Genomic DNA, 19,055 nt, shown 5'->3' with positions numbered 1-19,055 from the left:
AACAGGGTGGAGGCGCTGTCACGGATCAGGCCGACGAAGCGCTCCCCGGCCTCGCCGCCGAAACGGGCGACGAGGTCGGCGGGATCGGGGCGGGTCAGGGTCGGGATGACCTGCCCGTTGTTGCGTCCCGAAGCGCCCCGGCCGAGTTCGGACGCCTCCAGCACCACCGCGTGCTTGCCGGCCTCCGCCGCGTGCAGGGCGGCCGACAGGCCGGTGAAGCCGCCGCCGATCACCAGCACATCGGCCTGCACGTTGCCCTGCAACACCGGCAGGTCCGGAGGCGGCGGGGCGGTGGCCTCCCATAGCGAGTCCGGGCGTCGCCAAATCCCGCCCCGGCCTGGAATGTCCTGCGCCTGGTCTGCCACGTCCGCCTGCCCCATTCGGTCAAAATCCGTCAGGACCGATCCGTTCTTGGGTCAGGTCCCTTCGTTTCCAGACAAACTATGAGACAAAAGGCACACGTGCGCAATTCCCAAGATTTTCTCGCAAAAACATTCTTATGCCATGCGTCGTGCTGGGAAATTCATGGGAATTGCACAAGAGGCAGATCACCCGGCTTTCGGCAGCACGGCCTCGGCCAGCCGCACCCAATAGCTTGCGCCGATCGGCAACACCGCGTCGTTGAAGTCATAATGCGGGCTGTGCAGATTGCGCCCCTGGTCAGAAGGCCCGGCGCCGACCCAGATGTAGCAGCCCGGCCGCTTCTGCAGCATGAAGGAGAAATCCTCCGCTCCCATGCTGGGCATCGGGTCCAGATCAAGGGCGGCTTCTCCGACCACCCGCGCCGCCGCTTGCCGCGCCAGTTCGGTTTCCTTGACGCTGTTGGTGGTGGGGGGATAGCGCCGTTCGTAGCGCAGGCTGGCCTCGACGCCGAACCCGCCGGCGATGGCGGTCGCGACCTCGCCCATGCGGCGCTGAACCAAATCCTGAACCTCCGGCCGGAAGGTCCGCACCGTGCCACGGAGTACGGCGGTGGCCGGCAGGACATTCCACGTGTCGCCGGCGTGGAATTGGGTGACGCTGACGACGGCCGAATCGATGGGATGGACGCTGCGGGCGGCGATGGTCTGCCAAGCCCCCACGATCTGGCTTCCCACCATGATCGTGTCCGTTCCCATGTGCGGCATGCCGGCGTGGGTGCCCTTGCCGGTCAGGGTCAGCTCGAAGATGTCGTAGGCGGCCATCAGCGGGCCGGGGCGCAGCGCGATGCGGCCGACCTCCAGCCCCGGCCAATTGTGCATGCCGAAGACCTTTTCCACCGGGAAACGGTCGAACAGCCCTTCTTCGACCATCACGCGTCCGCCGCCCTCATTCTCCTCGGCCGGCTGGAAGATGAAGACGATGGTGCCCTGGAAGAGGTTGGGATTCTCGGTCAGGTGGCGGGCCGCGCCCAGCAGCATCGCCGTATGGCCGTCATGCCCGCAGGCGTGCATGCGCCCCGGATTGCGCGAGCTGTGGGGCAGGTTGGTTTCCTCATGGATGTGCAGCGCATCCATGTCGGCGCGGAAGCCGACCATCGGACCCTCGCCGTTGCGCAGGATCCCGACCACCCCGGTCTTGGCGAGGCCGCGATGGACCTCCAGCCCGAAGGAGGCCAGCTTTTCCGCCACGAAGTCGCTGGTCCGCTGTTCCTCGAAGGCGGTTTCCGGATGGGCGTGCAGATCGCGCCGCCATTCCGTCATGTCCGCCGTCAGCCTGTCCATTCCCGTCGCCATCCCGTCCATCGCCTGTTCCTCTTGTTCGGGCAAAATCCTGTTTCAATCCTGCCCAACTTATACCGGAACCGAAACGGTCTATTTCGGCCGGAACGCCCGAAGCCCTTCCGTGACCCCGCGTGATGGTGGGGACCGCCCGGCGCCGTCCGGCGCAGGAGTTCCCTGCCGCCGCCGTACAACGAACAAGCGCGGCCCGATGCCGCCGACGGGTTCATTGACGGAATGGCGACGACCATGGACGGGAACGCGACACGGCGTACCGACGGATTGCTGCGTCTTGCGGTCCAGCATCACAATGCCGGACAGAGCGAACGGGCGGAGCGGTTTTGCCGCGAGATCCTGCGAATCGACCCGACCCATGGCGATGCCGCCCATCTGCTGGGCCACATCGCCTATCAGGACGGGCGCAGGACCGACGCCACCCGGCTGTTCGACACCGCGGCGCGGTCCAATGCGCTGGTCGGCTCCTACCATCTGGCGCTCGGACAGGCGTTGATGGAGGAGGGGCGCGTGGCGGCCGCACTCGCCAGCGCCCGCCGGGCTCTCGCCGTCAATCCCGACGATGCCGCCGCGCTGTGCCTGCTGGGCTCCATCGCCGGGCGGCAGGGGCGGCCGGTCGTGGCATTGCGCTGCTACCGCGCTGCGGCGCGTCTGGTGCCGAACGCGGCCGAACCGCGGCTCGGCATGGGCCGCGCGCTGGAGGACCTGCGGCAGGCCGGACCTGCCATCGGCTGCTACCGTATGGCGGCAAAGCTGCGGCCGCAGGATGGCGCCACCCGCGTCGTGCTGGCCAACGCGCTGCGCCGTTGGGGTGCGATGGCGGAGGCTGCCGCCGCTTATCGGGACGCCATCGGGTTGGGCGCCGACAACGGATCGGTCTGGACCAATCTGGGCGCCACGCTTCAGGGGCTGGGCCGGTTCGGCGAGGCTGAAGGCGCCTATGTCGAGGCTCTGCGCCGCGAGCCCGGCCATGCCGAGACCCGCAACAATCTGGGCCTGCTGCTGCATGCGCAGGGCCGCCATCAGGAGGCGCGGTCGCGGTTCCGCACCGCGCTGGTGCTCGACCCGTGCCATGTTCCGGCGCTCGTCAACCTGGGATTGGCGGACTCGGCGCTCGGGGACCATGGCGGTGCGGAGCGGTGGCAGCGTCGCGCCATCGCCCGCGAGCCCGGCCGGGCGGAGGCATGGAACAATCTGGGCAACGCCTGCAAGGCCCAGGGGCGGCGGGGGGAAGCCGAGCATTGCTGGAAACGCGCGCTGGCGCTGCACCCCGCCTTCGCCGATGCGCTGGGGAATCTCGGCGCCGACCTGTCGGACCGCGAAGCCTTTGGGCCGGCGGTGGTGCAGGTGCGCCGTGCCATCCGGCTGATGCCCGGCCATGCGCCGCTGCATGCCGTGCTGGCCTATGCGCTGAACGGTGCCCAGAGCCCGGTCGAGGCCGACGTCGCCTGCCGCAGGGCGCTGGCGCTGGCGCCGTCGCTGGCCGACCCGCTCTGCACCCTGGGGCTGGCGGAGCAACGGCAGGGGCGGGCCGACGCCGGCCGCTGGTTCGAGCGCGCCGTCGCCGCGGCGCCCGGCCATGCGCTGGCCCGCTTCAACCGCGGCCTGCTGTCGCTGGAACGCGGCGCACTGAGCGCCGGCTGGGCCGACTACGCCTTCCGCTTCAAGGCCGGGCGCGTGCGGCCGGAGCGGCGCTTCACCATCCCCGAATGGACGGGCGAGCCGCTGGACGGCAAGCGCCTGTTCGTCTGGCGCGAGCAGGGGGTGGGGGACGAGTTCCTGTTCGCCTCCTGCTATCCCGACCTGATCAGGATGGCCGGGCGGGTGGTGATCGAATGCGAACGCCGGCTGGTGCCGCTGTTCGCCCGCTCCTTCCCGAAGGCGACGGTGCGTGCCGAACAGCCGCCCTGCGGGCTGATGGAGGCGGAGACGGTCGATTGCGACTATCACATCCCGGCCGGCTCGGTCCCGCGCCTGCTGCGCGAGCGGCTGTCGACCTTTCCGGCACGGTCCTGCTGGCTGTTCGCCGACGGCAGCCGCGTCGCCGACTGGCGCGAGCGGCTGGATGGCGCGGGCGACGATCTGCGGGTCGGCATCAGCTGGCGCAGCCAGGTGATGACCGCCGACCGCCGCAGCGCCTATCTGCCGCTGGATGCCTGGGGACCACTCTTCGCGGTGCCCGGCGTCACCTTCGTGAACCTGCAGTATGACGACTGCCAGCGTGAAATCCTGGCGGCGGAACGGCGGTTCGGGCAGCCGATCTATGGCTGGACAGGGCTGGACCTGCGCGACGATTTCGAGGAGACGGCGGCGCTGGTGTCGGCGCTCGACCTCGTCATCGCGCCGGCCAATTCGGTGGCGGAGCTGGCCGGTGCGCTGGGAGTGCCGGTCTGGCGCTTCGGTCACCGGGATTGGACGCAGCTCGGCACCGCCGGGCGGCCCTGGTACCCCTCGATGCGCCTGTTCCAGCCGCTGGGCGGGCAGGGGCTTGAACAGGCGCTGGAGCGGATCGCGACGGAATTGCGGCGGGTGGCGGGGGGCTGACCGGCCTACATCAGCCGCGGCGGCTGATCGCCATCCTCGTCGAAGCTCCGGTTGGACGGCGGCAGGCGGAAGGCGGCGGCGAAGATGCGGTCGGCAAGGTCCGGGGGCGGGCGGTCTTCCGATTGCCCGAGCGCCAGTTCCATGGTCACCATGTCGTCCAGCATCGCCTGCGCCTTGACCGAACGCAGAAGAAGGCGCCGCGCATCCCTGGCCGCATCGGCCGGCCAGAGGGAGAGGTCGCCTCCGTAGCGATCGAGCCGATCGCGAAACTCCTCATCCGTCATCGAAGGAATCCCTGGCCGCCTGCGCACTGGCGCGCAGCAGCAGCCGGAGTTGCTGGCGCGCGCGTTTCAAAAGCGACTCTACAGCACCGACGCTGATTTGCATAACGGCGGCGATGTCGGCGTTGCTTAAATTCTCGTAATAAAACAGCGTCACGGCGGCGCGCTGCTGCGGGGTCAGCCTGTTCTGGGCATCCAAAAGGCGCGCGGCGACCTGCCGGCGGTGGATGGTGCTGACCGCGTCGGGGGCGCTGTCCGACGGCTCCGCCACGGTTTCCAGATCCTGGCCGACCGGCCGGCGCTTGTGGTCGATGCAGCGGTTCACCACCACGCGGTAAAGCCACGTCGTGAACCGGGCGCCGCCGTCGTCGCTCCATTGGGTGCGGCGCTGCCAGACCTGGAGGAAGGCGTCCTGCACGACATCCTCGGCCTCCGCCTCGTTGCCGGTCAGGCGGCGGGCCAGGGCATAGGTGCGTTTCAGGTGGCGATGCACCAGCCGCCGATAAGCCGTCTGGCTGCCGGCGCGGATTTGCGCCATCAGCGCTTCGTCGCCGTCCTCGTCCGCAGGCATGATGACGCCGGAGGCGGGACCCCGGCTCAGGTCCCCGGACATGGAGCGCCCGACGCTGGACTCCTCCCGCAGAAGGTCAAGCCGAGAGTCCGCCATTTGCATGATCCATCGTTCTCCCGACGACGGATGCATGCGACCCTTTGGCCGGCGCACCGACGACAGTGGATGGCCCGCCGCGTTCTGCGGCGATGGCCTGCCAGGCCTTCAGCATGAAGGACGTCTGGCGGATGAGCGAGTCACAGGCCGCAACCGGATCCTTCCGGCTGGCGGCGGCGCCCGCCTGCACGATCAGCCGGTGGTAGAACCGCCGAAGCGTCAGCGCGACATCCTTATTTTTGTCGAAAACCAGAATGGAATCAAGGCCTGCGAACACCATGACCGCATTTCGGATCGCAGTGTGGTGCGCTTCGAACCGGCGGTCCGCGGCGGCGTCGCGGGCGGCATACAGATGGGTCATCGCCCGCTCGTACAGCCGCACCACGGCGACCAGCGGCGGCACCGCGCTGTTGGCGACGGCGTAGGCATTCAGGGCTTTCGAATAGGCGGAATTACGCATGGCGCCAAATCCTCATCATTGAAGGACCGTGACCGCTGTCAGCTGTCGCTGCTGCTGTCGCTGTAGGTCAGCTGTTTCAGCAGAAGGGCCGCCGTCTCGGCCGCCGCCTCCAGCTTCGCGTAATAGGCGGTCAGGGTGCTGCGGTAGGTCTCGGCCTTGGTCTTGATGTCGGAGGACCGGCTTTCCAGCTCGCTGTCGCGGGTTTCCAGATCGTCGATGGCAGTCGCGAGGTCGCTGTCGTACTCCGCCGACGCATCGTCGATGACGCCGAACAGCTTGTCGGCCAGCCCTTGCGAGAAATCGATGTCGACGCTGCCGCTGTTGCCGGAATAGACCAGAACGATGCCTTCATAGGCGGTGCCGGTCGCACCGATGATGCGGTTGCCGCTGACGGTGAACAGGCTGCTGTCGCCGTCGACCGATGCAGAGGTCAGGTTCCCGTCGTCGCCGCGCACGATGTCCAGCGTGAAGGACAAAGCCGAAGCACTGTTGGTGTAGCGCAGCAACGACATCTGGCTGGACGAACTCGTCATGTTGAGGCCGAGCAACTGCTGGACCGAGTCGATGTTGCTGCTGAGGATGCTGTTCAGCGTGTCCTCGTCCAGTTCCAGCTCGTTGGAACTGTTGAAACTGATGCCGAGAGAAGCCATCGACAGCACCGTGCCGTCATCGGTGGTGATCGACGTGTTGAGGGCGCTGTTCACCGACCTGACGATCTGCCGCAGCAGGCTGTCGGAAAACAGCGTCGCGTCGCTGGACGCCGTGCCGTCGCTGGTCGTCGCCTGCTGCGTCAGCACGAAGTCGCGGTATTCGTTGTAGGCGTCGACGAAGCTGGTGATCGCCGACTTGATCGAGGACAGATCGGTCGACACCTCCATCGAGATCGCCGTGTCGGGGCTGGCGCTGTAGAGGTTCAGCGTCACGCCTTCGATGGCGTCGTCGATGGTGTTGGAAGCGCGGGTGATGGTGACGCCGTCGATCTCGACGATCGCATCCTGCACCGCGACCAGCTCGTTCTTGATGGTGCCGTCGCTGTCGGTCAGGCCGAGCGACGACAGGACGCCGTCGCCGCCGTCGGTCAGCGAAATGGCCTCGCCCGTGTTGTTGGAGGTCAGGATCAGCTGATAGCTGCTGTCGCTGACCTGCACGATGCTGGCGGTGACGCCGCTGGTGGATTTGTTGGCGTTGATGGCGTCGCGCAGGTCGGTCAGGCTGTCGTCGCTCTCCATCGCGATGGTGACGGCGCTGCCGTCGGCCGCCTGGAGCGTAAAGCTGCCGGAATAGCCCAGCGCATCGGTCTTGCTGCCGACGGCGTCCGCCGCGATCTTGTGCTTGGTGGCGAGCTGCTGCACCACGACCGAATAGGTGCCGACCTCCGTATCGTCGTCCACCGTGGCGCTGAACACGTCGTCGCCGCCGACATATGCGGTCCGCTGCCCGAACAGGTTGGAGGACGCGCCGGTGGAAACGCTGCGGTTGCGCAGCCCGTCGATGGCGTCGTTGACCGCCTGCAGTTTGTCCTGCAGGTCGGTGTAGGCGGTGATCTTCGCCTCGTTCGCCGTGATCTTGGTGTCGATCCGGTCGGCCTTCGCCAGCCTCTCATTGACCTTCGCCTCGATCAGGGTGGCATAATCGATGCCGGTGCCCGAATCGCTGGAAGACAGGGCGGAATAGCCGGTGCTCGCGGCCGTGCTGGACGTGGTGGAGCTGACCGTTGTCATTGCAGAACTCTCCCGGCTCCAGCCGCCCGGCGGGCGGCGGATGGCACGGTCGTGAAGAGGTCATGACCGTGAATTCCATGGCGCTGATGACGAGAGGAAAACGGCCGCCGGCGACGCGCCCCACGAGTGTGTGAGGCTGTGCGGGACGCGCGCCCCCGCCAGCGGCCCTACGAACCGTCAGCGGAGAAGGGAGAGCAAATTCTCCGGCATCGAGTTCGCTTGGGACAGCACCGCGATGGCGGCCTGGGTCAGGACTTTTTCCGACGACAGTTTCGACTGCTCCTCGGCCACGTCGACGTCCATGATGGCGGACTGCGCGGCCTCGGTGTTCTCGATGGTCGTGTCGATCATGTCGCTGCGGAATTCGAAGCGCGAGATCAGTGCTCCGACGTCGGCGCGGGCGTCCGACAGGGTGGTCACCGCGGTGTCCAGCGCCGTCAGCGCTGCGGCCGCGGTGGCCGATGTGCCGACATCAAGCGCGTTGATGCCCAGCCCTGTCGTGGTGACGCCGGCGATCTGCACGGTGATGTTGTCGTTCGAGGTGGTGCCGACGCGGAAGTTCACTCCCGACGCCCAGTTGGTCGAACCATCGAGCAGCGATTCGTCGTTGAAGCGGGTGCCCGACGCGATGCCGTCGATTTCGTCCTGCAGCTGCTGGAACTCGGCGTCGAGATAGGAACGCTCGTTGTCGGTGACCGAGCCGGACAGCGATTGCGTGGCCAGCGAGCGCATGCGCTGCACGATGTCGGAAATGCTGGACATGCCGCCGTCGGCGGTCTGCAGGATCGACGACCCATGCGAGGCGTTGGTGGCCGCCTGGTTCAGCACCGTGATGTCCGACTGCAGCGAGGTGCCGACGGCGAGGCCGGCGGCGTCGTCCGACGCCTTGGTGATGCGCGAACCGCTGGCGATCTTCGAGACCGAATCCGACTGGTTGGTCGAGTTGATGTTCAGGTAGCGAAGGGCCGAATTGGAAGCCGTGTTGGTCGAGATGACGGGCATGATGTGGTCTCCTGATCGAACCGGGCCGTTTCGGCGACCCTCACTGGGACTCACGGGGCAAGCGGCGAAAGCTGGCGGGATTTTTCGATCGGGTTGGCGCTTTTTTTCGCCGCTCCTGCGGTCACAGGTATTTGGACAGGTTGTCCTCTTCGAGGATCTTCATCAGGCTCATGGTCGCCTCCAGCGAGGCCTGGAGCTGCGACAGTCTGGTGGTGGATTCCGCCAGATCGACGCTGCGGATGTCCTCCACCTGGGTTTGCAGCACCAGCTGTTCGTCGACATGGCGGTCGATGGTGTTCTCCAGCGAGGAGCTGGCGGCACCCAGCTTGGCCTGCACGATCGACAGGCCGTCGGTGGCGTCGGAGGCGAGCTGCGTCGCCTCGGCCAGAAGATCGTCGTCCACAGGGTCGGTCGACATGTTGGCGATCAGGCTGAAGGCGCGCAGGGCCTTTTCAAAAGCCGGCTGATCGGCGGTGACGCCATAGGACAGCACGAAGTCGTCGGCTGCCTGGAAGTGGGCGACGGTGGAATCTCCCTGGTAATAGCCGGTGTCGGCGCTCGACGGGTAGGTCGCGGCGGTGTAGCTGTCGAGGTCGACCGCCTGCTGGTCGGTGCGTCCGCCGGCGAAAAGATAGCGGCCGTCCTGCTGGGTGTTCAGCAGCCCGCCGAATTCCTGCATCAGCTGGGCCGATTCCGCCACCACGCCTTCGACGCCGGCCGCGTTGTCGCCCTGCAGGCCGGTGATCAGCGCGCTGAGGCGGGAGGTCAGGTCCGACATGCCGCCGACGGCGTCGTACATCGACTGGATGCGGCCGTTCACGACCTCGCCCTCGTCGATATACTGTTCGAGCCGGCGGTAATGGCTTTCGAGGTTGACCAGCCGGCCGCTGTCCGACGCGATGCCCTTGTAGTCGGTGGAGTTCAGCCCCGACGCCGAGCGGACCTGTTCCGCGGCCACCTTGGCCTCGGCCTTCATCATGTATTGGACGAGCGTGTTCTGATGGTTGTAGGTCGCGACCCGTTCCATCGCGGTCTCCTCTACTGGACCATGTCGAGCGCCGTGCTGAACATCTCCTGCAGCGTCTTCATGACCGCGGCTGCGGCCTCGTAGGCGGATTGCAGGGTGGAGATCGCGGCGGTCTCCTCGTCGACATTCACGCCGCTCCGCGACGAGAAGGTCGATTCGAGGATGCTGGTGTAGCTGTTCTGGCTGTCGTAGGCGGCGGACGCCGTGTCGGCGAGCGTCGCCGCCCCCTGGATCACCGCGCCGGCATAGCCGGCGAAGGTCGTGCTGCGGGCGCTCAAACCACCGGCGGCATCGAGGTCGTAGCTGGTGGAAAAGGCCGCCGACAGAGCCTTGGCCACCGATCCCCCGCCGCTGGTCAGCACCGTGTCGCCGGCGGTCAGCCCGCTGGTGGAGGACAGGGCGCCGGTCGCGAGCAGGCTGCTGTCGCTGGCGATGCGGGTCGTGACCTTGATGTCGGAGGCGCCGGTGCCGGTCAGCAGGTCGTTCATGCCGTAGGTATCGGAGAAGGCGCCGTTATCGCCGCCGAGCGCGATGCCGTTGCTGGAATCGGTGGCGGATATCACCAGCTTGCCGTCGGCGGAGATCGAGGCGGACGCATTGCTCATCGTGTTGATGGCGTCGACCACATCCTGCAGCGTCGACATGGTCGCCAGGTCGATGTCGAGGACCTCCGCCGCCGTGCCGCTGCTGTCGGTGACGGCGACGCGCAGCGTTCCGCCGGTCACCTTCAGCGCGTCGCTGGCCGAGACGGTCTCGGTGCCGGTCAGGCTTTGCGGGGCGGGGTAGGAGGTGCCCTGGTTCTGGATGGCGTTCAGCGTATCCATCAGGGTGGTCGCCAGTTCGTCCAGGCTCGCCTGCTGTGCTGGCAGGTCGGTGTCGCGCAACTGCACCAGGGCACCCAGCGTTCCACCCAGCGAGGAGCCGGTGACGTCGGTGCCGTTCAGCATGATGCCGGCAAATCCACTGCTGCCGCTGGCGCTGTAGACCGTTCTGGCGCTGACCGAGGCGGCCGGCGTGTAGGACAGTTCATGCACCTTGCTGTCGAGCAGCGACTTGCCCGACGCGGTGGAGATGCGCATCAGCCCGCTGTCGTCGACCTGATAGGTCAAGTCGATGTTGGTCGCCAGGCTCTTCAGCGCGGTGTTGCGCTGGTCTTCCAGGTCGGTGACGTTCTGGCCCAGCGCCTTGCCCTTGACGATCTGGTCGTTCAGGGAATCGATGCTGTTCAGCGTCTCGTTGATGCTGTCGACCGTGCTGGCGATCCCGTCGTCCGCCTGGGCGCGCAGCGATTGGATGGATGAGGAGGTGCTGCGCAGCGACTCCGCCAGATCCGAGAGGTCCTGCACGGTGGCGGCCTTGGCGCTCTCGCTTTCGGGGGAGGTGGCGAGCGTGCCCAGCGTGTCGGCCAGCGCGTCGATCATCGAACCGATGTCGGTGCCGCCGCTGTCGTCGTCGCTGACGCTGCCGAAGGTGGACTGCATCTGGTCGAGATAGCTGTTGCGGGTGTCGGCGTAGCCGAGGTCCGATTGCGCCGCGACCAGGGTCTTCAGCAGATAGCGGTCGACGTTGCTGCTGACGGCGGTGACGTCGACGCTGGAGATGTTGGTGCCGGTGCTGCGCGTGACATTGGAGGCGGTCTTGCGGGTGTAGCCGTCGGTGTCGGCATTGGCGACGTTGGAGGAGGCGACGGCGATCCCGACCTCGGACGTGCGCAGCGCCGACGTGGCGATTGAACCGGCGACGCGAAGCGACATGGCGGTTTCCTCCCCTGTGTTGCCTGCCGTCAGGCCGTCAGGCCGACGACATGGCCGGTGGTGCGCGTCGCCACGCGTGCGCCGTAGCGCCCCGCAGCGCCATAGGCGACGCCATAGACGCCGGCCGGCGCGGTTGACGCGGCGCGCAGGGCGGCGCCGATGGCGTTCTGGCGGGCGCGGTGCACCATGATCTGCGCCTCGATCTCCCGCATGCGGGCGGCCAGCGACGGCAGCACGCGGTCGGCGGCGGCCTTCGCGGCGCCGCGCACGGTGGGGGCGACGCGCTTGCTGCGGGTCTGCGCCAGCGCATCGTCCAAACGGTCCTTCCAGGTCCGCAGCAGAGTCTGCATGTCGCCGGCCGCCAGCAGCGCGTCGCGCGGCCGTCCCTCGCGCACGGCAGCCTCGGCACGCGCCGCGCTGCGGTCCAGTTCGGCGACTAAGGCCTCCAGCACCTCCACCGCGTCGACGCGGAGGACGATGGTGGGGGAGGCGGGTTCGGCGGGGTGGGTGGGCGCCTGCGCCTTGGTCAGGACGGGCTTCGGCGGGGCCGGCTTGCGCAGGGTCTGCTTGAGCGCCATGGCGATAGCTCCGGGTGTTGGATGTCTGGTTCCACGGCGGATGGGGGAAAGCTGGCGGGGAATTTTGGGGGAGTGTCGGCTTCGATTGCCCCCTCCCCGACCCTCCCCCGCTTTGCGGGAGAGGGTGCCTTATGCGAAACGGCGGCAGTTCCCTCCCCCCCCCAGCGGGGGAGGGTCAGGGTGGGGGTATTCGAAGCCGACGCCCATCCGCCCAACGGCTCACCGCCGTGCCGCCATCGCCCGCCCATAGGCGCTCATCGCAGCATTCGCGACCCGTCCGCGGTGGATCCGCGCTCCAAGTGCGCGCTTCTCCAAATCGAGGCCGTCGATCAGTGCGATCAGGTCGTCGGCCATCGCCAGCCGTTCGGCCCGCGTGGTCGGGCGCGCCAGCAAGGCCCGCGCCTGCACCACCAGCCGCCGATGGTCCAGCAGCAGGGCTTCGGCGCGGGCGAACCCGTCGTCCGGTGCGGCGGTCATGGCGTCACCGCTTCATCGAAATCAGCGTGTCCAGCATGTCCTGCGCCGTCGTCATCACCTTGGATGCGGCGGAATAGGCCTGCTGGGCGACGATCATGCGGCTGAACTCGTCGGTCAGTTCCACCGTGGAGCTTTCCAGCGAACTCGCCTCGATCTCGCCGGCGGCGCCGTCGCCGGCAGTGCGCAGCTGGTAATTGCCGGATTCGTAGGTCTGGGTGAAGGTGGTTCCGCTCTCGCTCTCCAACCCGTCGGCGTTGGCGAAGGTCGCGATGGGAATCTGGTAGATCGCCCGCGTCTCGCCATTGTCGAAGGTGGCGCGGACCACACCGCTGCTGTCGATGGTGGTGCCGGTCAGCGTGCCGGGTTCATAGCCGTCTCCGGTGGCCGTCCAGTCGCCGATGGCGGCGGTGTCCTCGCCCGACGCATACTGCGTCAGCCCGGTCGTGCTGTCGGCGCTGCCGAGATTCATCGACACGCTGCTATCGCTGGCGCCGGTGGTCCAGCCGCCGACCGAAAAGCTGATGGCCGACGGATCGACGCTGGTCGTGGTGCCGCTGCTGTCGGTCTGGGTGGCGCCGGCCAGCGAGCCGTCGCTGTTGAAGGTGATGGAGATCGGGAAGCCGGAGATCGTGCCGGTGGTGGTGGTGCCGTCGGCGGAGCTGGTCGGGTCCGATGCGCTGAGCGACCATGTGTTATCGGCCGTCTTGCTCCAGGTCATCGTCACCGAATGGCTGTTGCCCAGCGCGTCGAACAGCTCGACGTCGGTGGTGAAGCTGTCGCCGGTCTCGGCGTCGGAGGGCAGATTGGCCTCGATGTCCAGCGTCGAGGTCGCCTTGGGCGTGCCCTTGATGCTGGTGAGGTTGATCGCCTCCAGGCTGTCGGTCGAGGTCTTGTTGCCGGCCTTGACGGTGCCGTCGTCGCCGACCGCCCACCCGTAGAGGTAATAGCCCTCCGAATTGACCAGATTGCCGTTGGAATCGGTGGAGAAGGAGCCATTGCGGGTGAAATAGGTGCCGCCGTCCGTTGTCTCGTCCGACACCACGAAGAATCCGTCGCCGTTGACGGCCATGTTGGTGGTGGTCGCCGACGACTGGATTTCGCCCTGGCGGCTGACGCTGCGGGTGTTGGACGCGATGACGCCGCCGACCTGCTCGTCCACCGTGGTGGTCTTGTTGATGTAGGAGGTGAACTCCGTCACCGTGCCCTTGAAGCCGGTGGTGCTGGAATTGGCGATATTGCTGGAGATGCTGGCGAGCGCCTTGCTCTGGGCGGTCAGCCCGGACGTGGCGCTGTACATCGCGCTGGTGAGGCTCATGGCGGCACCTGTCTTTCGAATTGTCCGGGAGAGGGTCAGGAGAGTGTCAGCACCTTGTCGGCCGACAGGCTGACGCCGCCGACAGTCAGCACCGCCGTACCGCTGGAGCTGTCGACCGCGGTCACGGTGCCCTTGAAGCGGGTGGTGGTGTCGATGGCATTGCCGCTGGCGTCGAGCGCGGTCACCGACAGGGTGTAGGTGCCGCTGCTGTAGCTCTTGCCGTCGGTGCCGATGCCGTCCCAGGTCACTTCGTGCGTGCCGGCGGCGGTGGAGGAGCTGACGTCGCTGTAGACGGTGTTGCCGTCGGAATCGGTGATGGTCAGCTTGACCGAGGACGCGGCGGACTCGAGGTCGTATTCCCAGGTCGCCTCGCCGTCCTGCAACGGCGTGGTGGAGCCTTCGGCCTCGACGGTGTGGCCGTAGTAGTTGACGGCGCTGCTGCCGGACCCGAGCGCGGTGGAGAGCGAGCTGCTGAGGTCGGACACCGTGCTGGTCAGCGTGTCGAGCTTGTCGCCGATCGACATCTGCTGTTCCAGCGAGGCGAGCTGGACCAGCTGGGTGGTATAGGTGCTGGCGTCCACCGGGTTGGTCGGGTCCTGCACCTCCAGCTGCTTCAGCAGCAGGGTCAGGAAGGACTGGTAATTGTCGACCAGCGAGGCGGACGAACTGCTCGACGCCGAACTGCTCGTCGTGGTCGTCGCGGATGTAGAGCTGACAGAATCGACCAGCATCGCCTTCTCCACCCAATCGCGGCCCGTTCGCGGAATCCGGGCGGGATTTCGCGGCGGTTCAGGCCGATGGCTCTTCGGGATGGGCGGCGGGCTGGCGCCGCCCCGTTCGTTCTGTGGCTATCCACGGAACGGCCGGCGAAAGCTGGCGCGGATTTTTTCAAAAAAATGCGGTGGACAGGAAAAGGGCCCCGGCGGGCCATGGCGGCCATCTGCGGTGGAGGGCCGGAACCGGCATCACGCTTTGCCGGTTGGGGATTGTATCCTCAACTGTCCCAGGGAGCCGTCCATGTCCGGCACGAAAGAGCGGAATCAGGAACAGGACCGGCGCACGGATCGAGATCCGGCCGCACCCGGCGAAGGCGGCGGCGCGGTGCCGCGCACGACCGAGGAAAACAAGAAGGCCGCCGAGGGCGAGCGCTTCGAGAAGGCTCCCAATCCGGGACATCCGGTCTAACGCCGGCTTGCTCGTCCCCGACTGGCCCGCCCTCAGATCGCTCGCCCCAAGAAGGCACTGGCGGTGCGGATTACTCCGCGGCCGTCAGCGCCGGCGTTGCGGCCTGCGTCTGCTTGCCGGAGCGGAAAACCAGCAGGGTGAAGAGCCCGAGCGCGCCCAGCAGCAACAGCGCGCTGACCGCGGCGACCGGCTCGAACGCGGTATAGCCGAGATGCAGGGCGGCGACGGCGACGGTCAGGAAGGCCGTGCCGACGCACCAGACGACGATCTGCGTCATCGCCAGACGGCTGGTCTCCAACGCCGGATGCAGCCGGTAATAGACGCCGAACAGGAAGAGCGACACCCAGCCCAGCAGGTTGAGGTGGGCATGGGCCGGCATCAGGCTGTGGTCCTGCGATGCGGCCATTCCAATCCCCATGCCGATACCGGCAAGTGCGAACAGGCAGGCCGCCCTGAAACTTGTGGATGAGGTTTTCATTGCTCTTGTCTCCAATCACCGTCCCCGTGAAGGTTCGTATTCGAACGATGTCAGAGCACTCAAATGCTGTCCATGGAAAAACCGTCCATAACCTTTGGATCAGGCGGGCGGATATTTTAAAATATCGGATATCGACTGAGATACTGCCCGGGGTCGAAGTCGCAGGATGCGTCAATGACCCGTATTTGGAATAGTGGGCCGCCGTCCGTTCTTTCATCGGCGTCGTCGCCGTGCTCCAGGGCCAGCCGGTCGATACGGATCGGATCGACCGGCTGGCCCTGGCCGACAACATTTCAGGAGGCGCCGAAGTCATTGGGGTGCATCAGATCGGCGAAGCCGACGCGATGCAGGAATTCCGCACGCACCCGGTCGATCACCGCGTAGGCGACCGCCGAACCGTCGTTGGCCGGATCAACCACCACGCGGAACGGCCTCTTGCCGAACGGCGCATTCACCACACCGACGACGGTGTCGGCGACCTGCTTGGGATCCGCGGTTTCCGGCACGGTCGCGGCGAGCGCCTTCAGCATCCCGTCCGCGAAACCCGAGGGCAGACCCGCCTCGTAGTCCGCCGCAAGGGCCTTATCGTCGGGGGCGCCCGCATGGGCGAAGTGGTTTGTTCCCCTGGTGAAGGCGCCGGGAACGATGATCGATGTCTCGATGCCGAATGGGGCCAGTTCGCGCGCGTAGCAGACCGCCAGGGCGTCCATGCCGGCCTTGGCCGCGAAGTAGGGGCCGAGCATCGGCGGGACACCGCCGGCGGCACTGCTGCTGCCGATCCACACCACCAATCCCCGCCGTGCCTTGCGCATGTGCGGCAGGGCGGCCCGGTTGACGCGCTGGGTGCCGAGCACGTTCACGTCGTAAAGCGCGGCGAGCTGTTCGGGTGTGAATGCCTCGCTCGGCCCCCACACCATATGCCCGGCATTGTGGATCAGGACGTCGAGCCGGCCATGCTCCGCGATGATGGTCTCGACGGCCGATCGCGCCGATGCGTCGGACTGCACGTCGAGTTCGACCGTCCGCAAATCCACCTTGCGGTCCCGCGCATAGGCCGCGACCTCGGCGGCCTGATCCGCATTCCTGCCGCTCAGCCCGCGCATCGACGCGTAGACGATATGCCCCGACGCGGCCAGGGCGTTGGCCATCAGGCGGCCGAAGCCGCTCGATGCGCCGGTGATGAGAATGACCTGTGTCATGCCGTCCGCTCCCTCAGACCACGCCGCCGTTCGCCCGCAGGGTCTGACCGTTGATCCACCCGCCATCCGGTCCGACGAGCAGGGAAACCACGCGGGCGATGTCGTCGACCTCGCCCAGACGGCCGAGCGGGATCATCTGCCGGATGCGATCAAGCGTGGCCTGATCCTTGCCCTGGAAGAAAAGCTCGGTGGCGATCGGGCCGGGTGCGACCGCGTTGACGGTGATCCCCCGCGGACCCAGCTCCTTCGCCAGGATGTGCGTCAGGGCTTCGACCGCCGCCTTCGTGGCCGCATAGACCCCGTAGCTCGGCTGATAGAGACCCACGACACTCGTGGAGAAATTCACGATCCGGCCGCCGTCACGCAGCCGGTTCGCCGCCTCGCGCAGCCCGTTGAACGTCCCCTTGAGGTTGATCGCGATGATCCGGTCGAAGGCGGCGTCGTCCATCTGCGCGATGGGCGCCAGCGTCATGATGCCGGCATTGTTCACCAGCACGTCCACGCCGCCATAGGCCGCCTCGGCGGCATCGAACATCCGCTTCACCGCCGCCGGGTCGCTGACGTCGGCCTGGACCGGAATGGCCCGGCCACCGGCCGCCTCGATCTCTTCGACCAGCGTGCCGGCGGCGCCGGCGCTGCCGGCATAGTTGACGACGACCGCAAGGCCGTCACTCGCCAGCCGCCGGGCAATGGCGGCTCCGATGCCGCGGGATGCTCCGGTGACGATCGCCACCCGGTTCGTTGATGACGTCATTGTCCTGCTCCCTCTATCCTGGTGCGCGTGGTGGTGTCCGGCCGCTTTCAATCCTTCGCCCGATAGGCGTCCGGAATGACGAACACCTCGTCGGCACGGGCATAGCCGCCGTCCTTGACCTCTTCGATCAGGACCATGGTGTGCGGGCGGGCAGCCTCCGAGAAATACTCGACAAGCATCGCCGTGGTGCGATGGACGATCTCTTCCTTCTGCGCACGGCTCAGCGCGGCCTCGGGAACCTTGAAATTGACGAACGGCATGGTCTTCGCTCCAGTCGGATGATCGATTGATGAGCTGCCGGTCGGGCCGGATGCCGGTTCGGCATTTGCGCCCTGTTCAGCCGCTGCTCTCGGGAACGAAAATCGTCCGTTTTGAAAATCCGGGGTAGACCGGCAAATTAGACATCACCATTTCACCGGAGCTAACAATCGCTTGGGCCAGTCATGGATCGCATCGATGTCATGCGTCTGTTCGTCAGGATCGTCGAACGTGGGAGCTTCGCTCAGGCCGCACGGGACCTGCAGGTTCCGCGTCCGACCGCCACCCATGCGATTCAGCGCCTTGAAGCGGATCTCGGCGTCCGGCTGCTGGAACGGACGACACGGACTGTCCGGACGACGCTCGACGGCTCGCTCTACCATGAGCGCTGCCTTCGGCTCCTCGCCGATCTCGACGAGATGCAGAGCGTCTTCAGGAACGCCGAGCCCAGGGGGCCGCTCCGCGTGGACATGCAGGGAACCATCGCGCGGTTCTTCATCCTGCCGGCGCTGCCTGCGTTCATCGCGCGCTATCCGGGAATTTCACTGAACCTCAGCGAAGGCGACCGGATGGTGGACCTCATCACCGAGGGCGTCGATTGTGTCGTGCGGGCGGGCGATCTGTCCGACTCTTCCCTGATCGGGCGCCGCATCACGGTGTTCGAGCAACTGACCCTGGCCAGTCCCGCCTATCTCGACCGTCATGGCACCCCGTCGACGCCGGACGATCTCGACGGCCACCGGATGGTCGGCTATGCCGCCTCGGCGACCGGGCAATCCTATCCGATGGAGTTCAAGACGCGGGAACGGGACTGGGAGGTCCGGCTGCCTTACGACGTCGTCGTCCGCGGGGCGGAGATCTACACGGCGTCGGCGGTTGCGGGCTTGGGGTTGATACAGGTCCCGCGCTATCGCGTTGAGCACCAGATCGCCGCCGGGCAACTGGTCCCGGTCTTGGAAGCCTTCCCGCCCCCACCGATGCCGGTGTCGGTGGTCTATCCGCAGAACCGCCATCTGTCTTCGCGGATAAGAGTTTTCATCGACTGGTTGTCGGAGGTGTTCGACGATCCGCGTGGCTAGAACGGACTGGCCGCCCTGCGGGCAAGAAAAAAGCCCCCGCAGCGGTGCGGGGGCGCTTTTCGTGCTGGGGAAGCCCGCCCTTACCAGGACGTTCGCTGTCCGTCCTTACAAGGACTTTCGCTGTCCGTCCTTACCAGGACGAGGAGGAGGAGTTCCCGGCGGTGTTCGGCAGCGACTTGCGGGTCTGGCTCTGGCCCATGCCGGGCTCGTTCGGCGAAACCGTCTCGTTGTTGTCATAGGCCATGCCGCTGGCCCCGGATCCGGCCCGGCTGGAATCGTTCAGCGACTTGCGGGTCTGGCTCTGGCCCATGCCGGGCTCATTCGGCGAGACCGTCTGTTGGCTGGCGCCCGTGCTGCCGGAGGTTCCATAGCTGCTGCTGTTTTCGGAAGCACAGCCCGCAAGCATCAGGGGCACGGCGGCGGCAGCAAGGATGAGAATGCGTCGCATGTGTTCACTCCGTCCAAATGTTCCGGGAAATCCTGAAGTCCTCAGGAAGACCGATTTGAAAAGCTGGCTGCGGCGACCGCCCGCAAGACCTGTCCAGTACAACTCGATAAGGC

The 19,055-nt window shown here is 66.8% G+C and carries 21 protein-coding genes; 3 read left to right on the top strand and 18 right to left on the bottom strand.

Going from position 1 to position 19,055, the window contains the following annotated elements; translation table 11 throughout:
- Both ACCD06_RS31710 and ACCD06_RS31705 read right to left on the bottom strand, forming a co-directional pair.
- A partial coding sequence (locus tag ACCD06_RS31710; protein WP_413346205.1) for an NAD(P)/FAD-dependent oxidoreductase occupies positions 1-380 on the bottom strand: 380 nt, incomplete at its 3' end.
- A gap of 168 nt (positions 381-548) precedes the next feature.
- The gene (locus tag ACCD06_RS31705; protein ID WP_413346220.1) at positions 549-1,715 is read right to left on the bottom strand and encodes a M20 aminoacylase family protein; all 1,167 of its coding nucleotides are present in this window, start codon (positions 1,713-1,715) and stop codon (positions 549-551) included.
- A 222-nt stretch (positions 1,716-1,937) separates the two neighbouring features.
- Between ACCD06_RS31705 and ACCD06_RS31700 the strand changes: the two genes are divergently transcribed.
- On the top strand, positions 1,938-4,259 hold the full coding sequence (locus ACCD06_RS31700) for a tetratricopeptide repeat protein (RefSeq protein ID WP_413346203.1): 2,322 nt from the start codon (positions 1,938-1,940) through the stop codon (positions 4,257-4,259).
- 5 nt (positions 4,260-4,264) lie between these two features.
- Here the strand turns inward: ACCD06_RS31700 and ACCD06_RS31695 are convergent, their stop codons facing one another.
- The 11 genes from ACCD06_RS31695 to ACCD06_RS31645 all read right to left on the bottom strand — a co-directional run bounded on the left by ACCD06_RS31695 (position 4,265) and on the right by ACCD06_RS31645 (position 14,272).
- Positions 4,265-4,543 carry a hypothetical protein gene (locus ACCD06_RS31695; RefSeq protein ID WP_413346201.1) on the bottom strand — a complete coding sequence of 93 codons (279 nt, stop codon included), beginning with the start codon at positions 4,541-4,543 and terminating at the stop codon, positions 4,265-4,267.
- Positions 4,533-5,207, bottom strand: coding sequence for an RNA polymerase sigma factor (locus ACCD06_RS31690; RefSeq protein ID WP_247871488.1), 675 nt, complete (start codon positions 5,205-5,207; stop codon positions 4,533-4,535). Before ACCD06_RS31690 ends, ACCD06_RS31695 begins: the two co-directional genes overlap by 11 nt.
- Positions 5,188-5,667 carry a flagellar protein FliS gene (locus ACCD06_RS31685; protein WP_109156881.1) on the bottom strand — a complete coding sequence of 160 codons (480 nt, stop codon included), beginning with the start codon at positions 5,665-5,667 and terminating at the stop codon, positions 5,188-5,190. Before ACCD06_RS31685 ends, ACCD06_RS31690 begins: the two co-directional genes overlap by 20 nt.
- A 38-nt stretch (positions 5,668-5,705) precedes the next feature.
- Positions 5,706-7,388, bottom strand: a complete 1,683-nt coding sequence (fliD, locus tag ACCD06_RS31680; protein ID WP_413346198.1) for a flagellar filament capping protein FliD — start codon at positions 7,386-7,388, stop codon at positions 5,706-5,708.
- 177 nt (positions 7,389-7,565) lie between these two features.
- On the bottom strand, positions 7,566-8,390 hold the full coding sequence (locus ACCD06_RS31675) for a flagellin (RefSeq protein ID WP_109156883.1): 825 nt from the start codon (positions 8,388-8,390) through the stop codon (positions 7,566-7,568).
- 121 nt (positions 8,391-8,511) lie between these two features.
- Positions 8,512-9,417: a flagellin gene (locus ACCD06_RS31670; protein WP_109156884.1), complete on the bottom strand. Its 906-nt coding sequence runs from the start codon at positions 9,415-9,417 to the stop codon at positions 8,512-8,514.
- A gap of 11 nt (positions 9,418-9,428) precedes the next feature.
- The gene (flgK, locus tag ACCD06_RS31665; RefSeq protein ID WP_413346195.1) at positions 9,429-11,171 is read right to left on the bottom strand and encodes a flagellar hook-associated protein FlgK; all 1,743 of its coding nucleotides are present in this window, start codon (positions 11,169-11,171) and stop codon (positions 9,429-9,431) included.
- A 29-nt stretch (positions 11,172-11,200) separates the two neighbouring features.
- Positions 11,201-11,749 (bottom strand): hypothetical protein, encoded by a 549-nt coding sequence (locus ACCD06_RS31660; RefSeq protein ID WP_413346193.1) that lies wholly within the window; start codon positions 11,747-11,749, stop codon positions 11,201-11,203.
- 219 nt (positions 11,750-11,968) lie between these two features.
- Positions 11,969-12,226, bottom strand: coding sequence for a hypothetical protein (locus ACCD06_RS31655; RefSeq protein WP_109157433.1), 258 nt, complete (start codon positions 12,224-12,226; stop codon positions 11,969-11,971).
- A 4-nt stretch (positions 12,227-12,230) separates the two neighbouring features.
- Positions 12,231-13,541, bottom strand: coding sequence for a flagellar hook protein FlgE (flgE, locus tag ACCD06_RS31650; RefSeq protein ID WP_109157434.1), 1,311 nt, complete (start codon positions 13,539-13,541; stop codon positions 12,231-12,233).
- A 35-nt stretch (positions 13,542-13,576) separates the two neighbouring features.
- Positions 13,577-14,272 (bottom strand): flagellar hook assembly protein FlgD, encoded by a 696-nt coding sequence (locus ACCD06_RS31645; RefSeq protein WP_247871648.1) that lies wholly within the window; start codon positions 14,270-14,272, stop codon positions 13,577-13,579.
- 286 nt (positions 14,273-14,558) lie between these two features.
- Between ACCD06_RS31645 and ACCD06_RS31640 the strand changes: the two genes are divergently transcribed.
- Positions 14,559-14,726, top strand: coding sequence for a hypothetical protein (locus tag ACCD06_RS31640; RefSeq protein ID WP_158282066.1), 168 nt, complete (start codon positions 14,559-14,561; stop codon positions 14,724-14,726).
- 70 nt (positions 14,727-14,796) lie between these two features.
- Here the strand turns inward: ACCD06_RS31640 and ACCD06_RS31635 are convergent, their stop codons facing one another.
- From ACCD06_RS31635 to ACCD06_RS31620, 4 genes are all read right to left on the bottom strand, one after another.
- Positions 14,797-15,132, bottom strand: a complete 336-nt coding sequence (locus ACCD06_RS31635; protein ID WP_199232135.1) for a hypothetical protein — start codon at positions 15,130-15,132, stop codon at positions 14,797-14,799.
- Between the two features lie 365 nt (positions 15,133-15,497).
- A complete protein-coding gene (locus tag ACCD06_RS31630; protein WP_109157437.1) occupies positions 15,498-16,403 on the bottom strand; it encodes an SDR family oxidoreductase in 906 nt (301 codons plus the stop codon).
- 13 nt (positions 16,404-16,416) lie between these two features.
- Positions 16,417-17,157 (bottom strand): SDR family oxidoreductase, encoded by a 741-nt coding sequence (locus tag ACCD06_RS31625; RefSeq protein WP_109157438.1) that lies wholly within the window; start codon positions 17,155-17,157, stop codon positions 16,417-16,419.
- 47 nt (positions 17,158-17,204) lie between these two features.
- Positions 17,205-17,417, bottom strand: coding sequence for a tautomerase family protein (locus tag ACCD06_RS31620; protein ID WP_109157439.1), 213 nt, complete (start codon positions 17,415-17,417; stop codon positions 17,205-17,207).
- A 183-nt stretch (positions 17,418-17,600) separates the two neighbouring features.
- Between ACCD06_RS31620 and ACCD06_RS31615 the strand changes: the two genes are divergently transcribed.
- The gene (locus tag ACCD06_RS31615) at positions 17,601-18,494 is read left to right on the top strand and encodes a LysR family transcriptional regulator (protein WP_109157440.1); all 894 of its coding nucleotides are present in this window, start codon (positions 17,601-17,603) and stop codon (positions 18,492-18,494) included.
- Between the two features lie 130 nt (positions 18,495-18,624).
- Here ACCD06_RS31615 and ACCD06_RS31610 read toward each other — a convergent pair whose 3' ends face one another.
- Positions 18,625-18,942: a hypothetical protein gene (locus ACCD06_RS31610; RefSeq protein WP_109157441.1), complete on the bottom strand. Its 318-nt coding sequence runs from the start codon at positions 18,940-18,942 to the stop codon at positions 18,625-18,627.
- Positions 18,943-19,055 lie beyond the last annotated feature (113 nt).

Source organism: Azospirillum sp. CT11-132, assembly GCF_047302835.1.
Lineage (GTDB): Bacteria > Pseudomonadota > Alphaproteobacteria > Azospirillales > Azospirillaceae > Azospirillum.
Note: the sequence above shows the minus strand (reverse complement) of the source record. Positions and strands in the feature narration are given on the sequence as shown.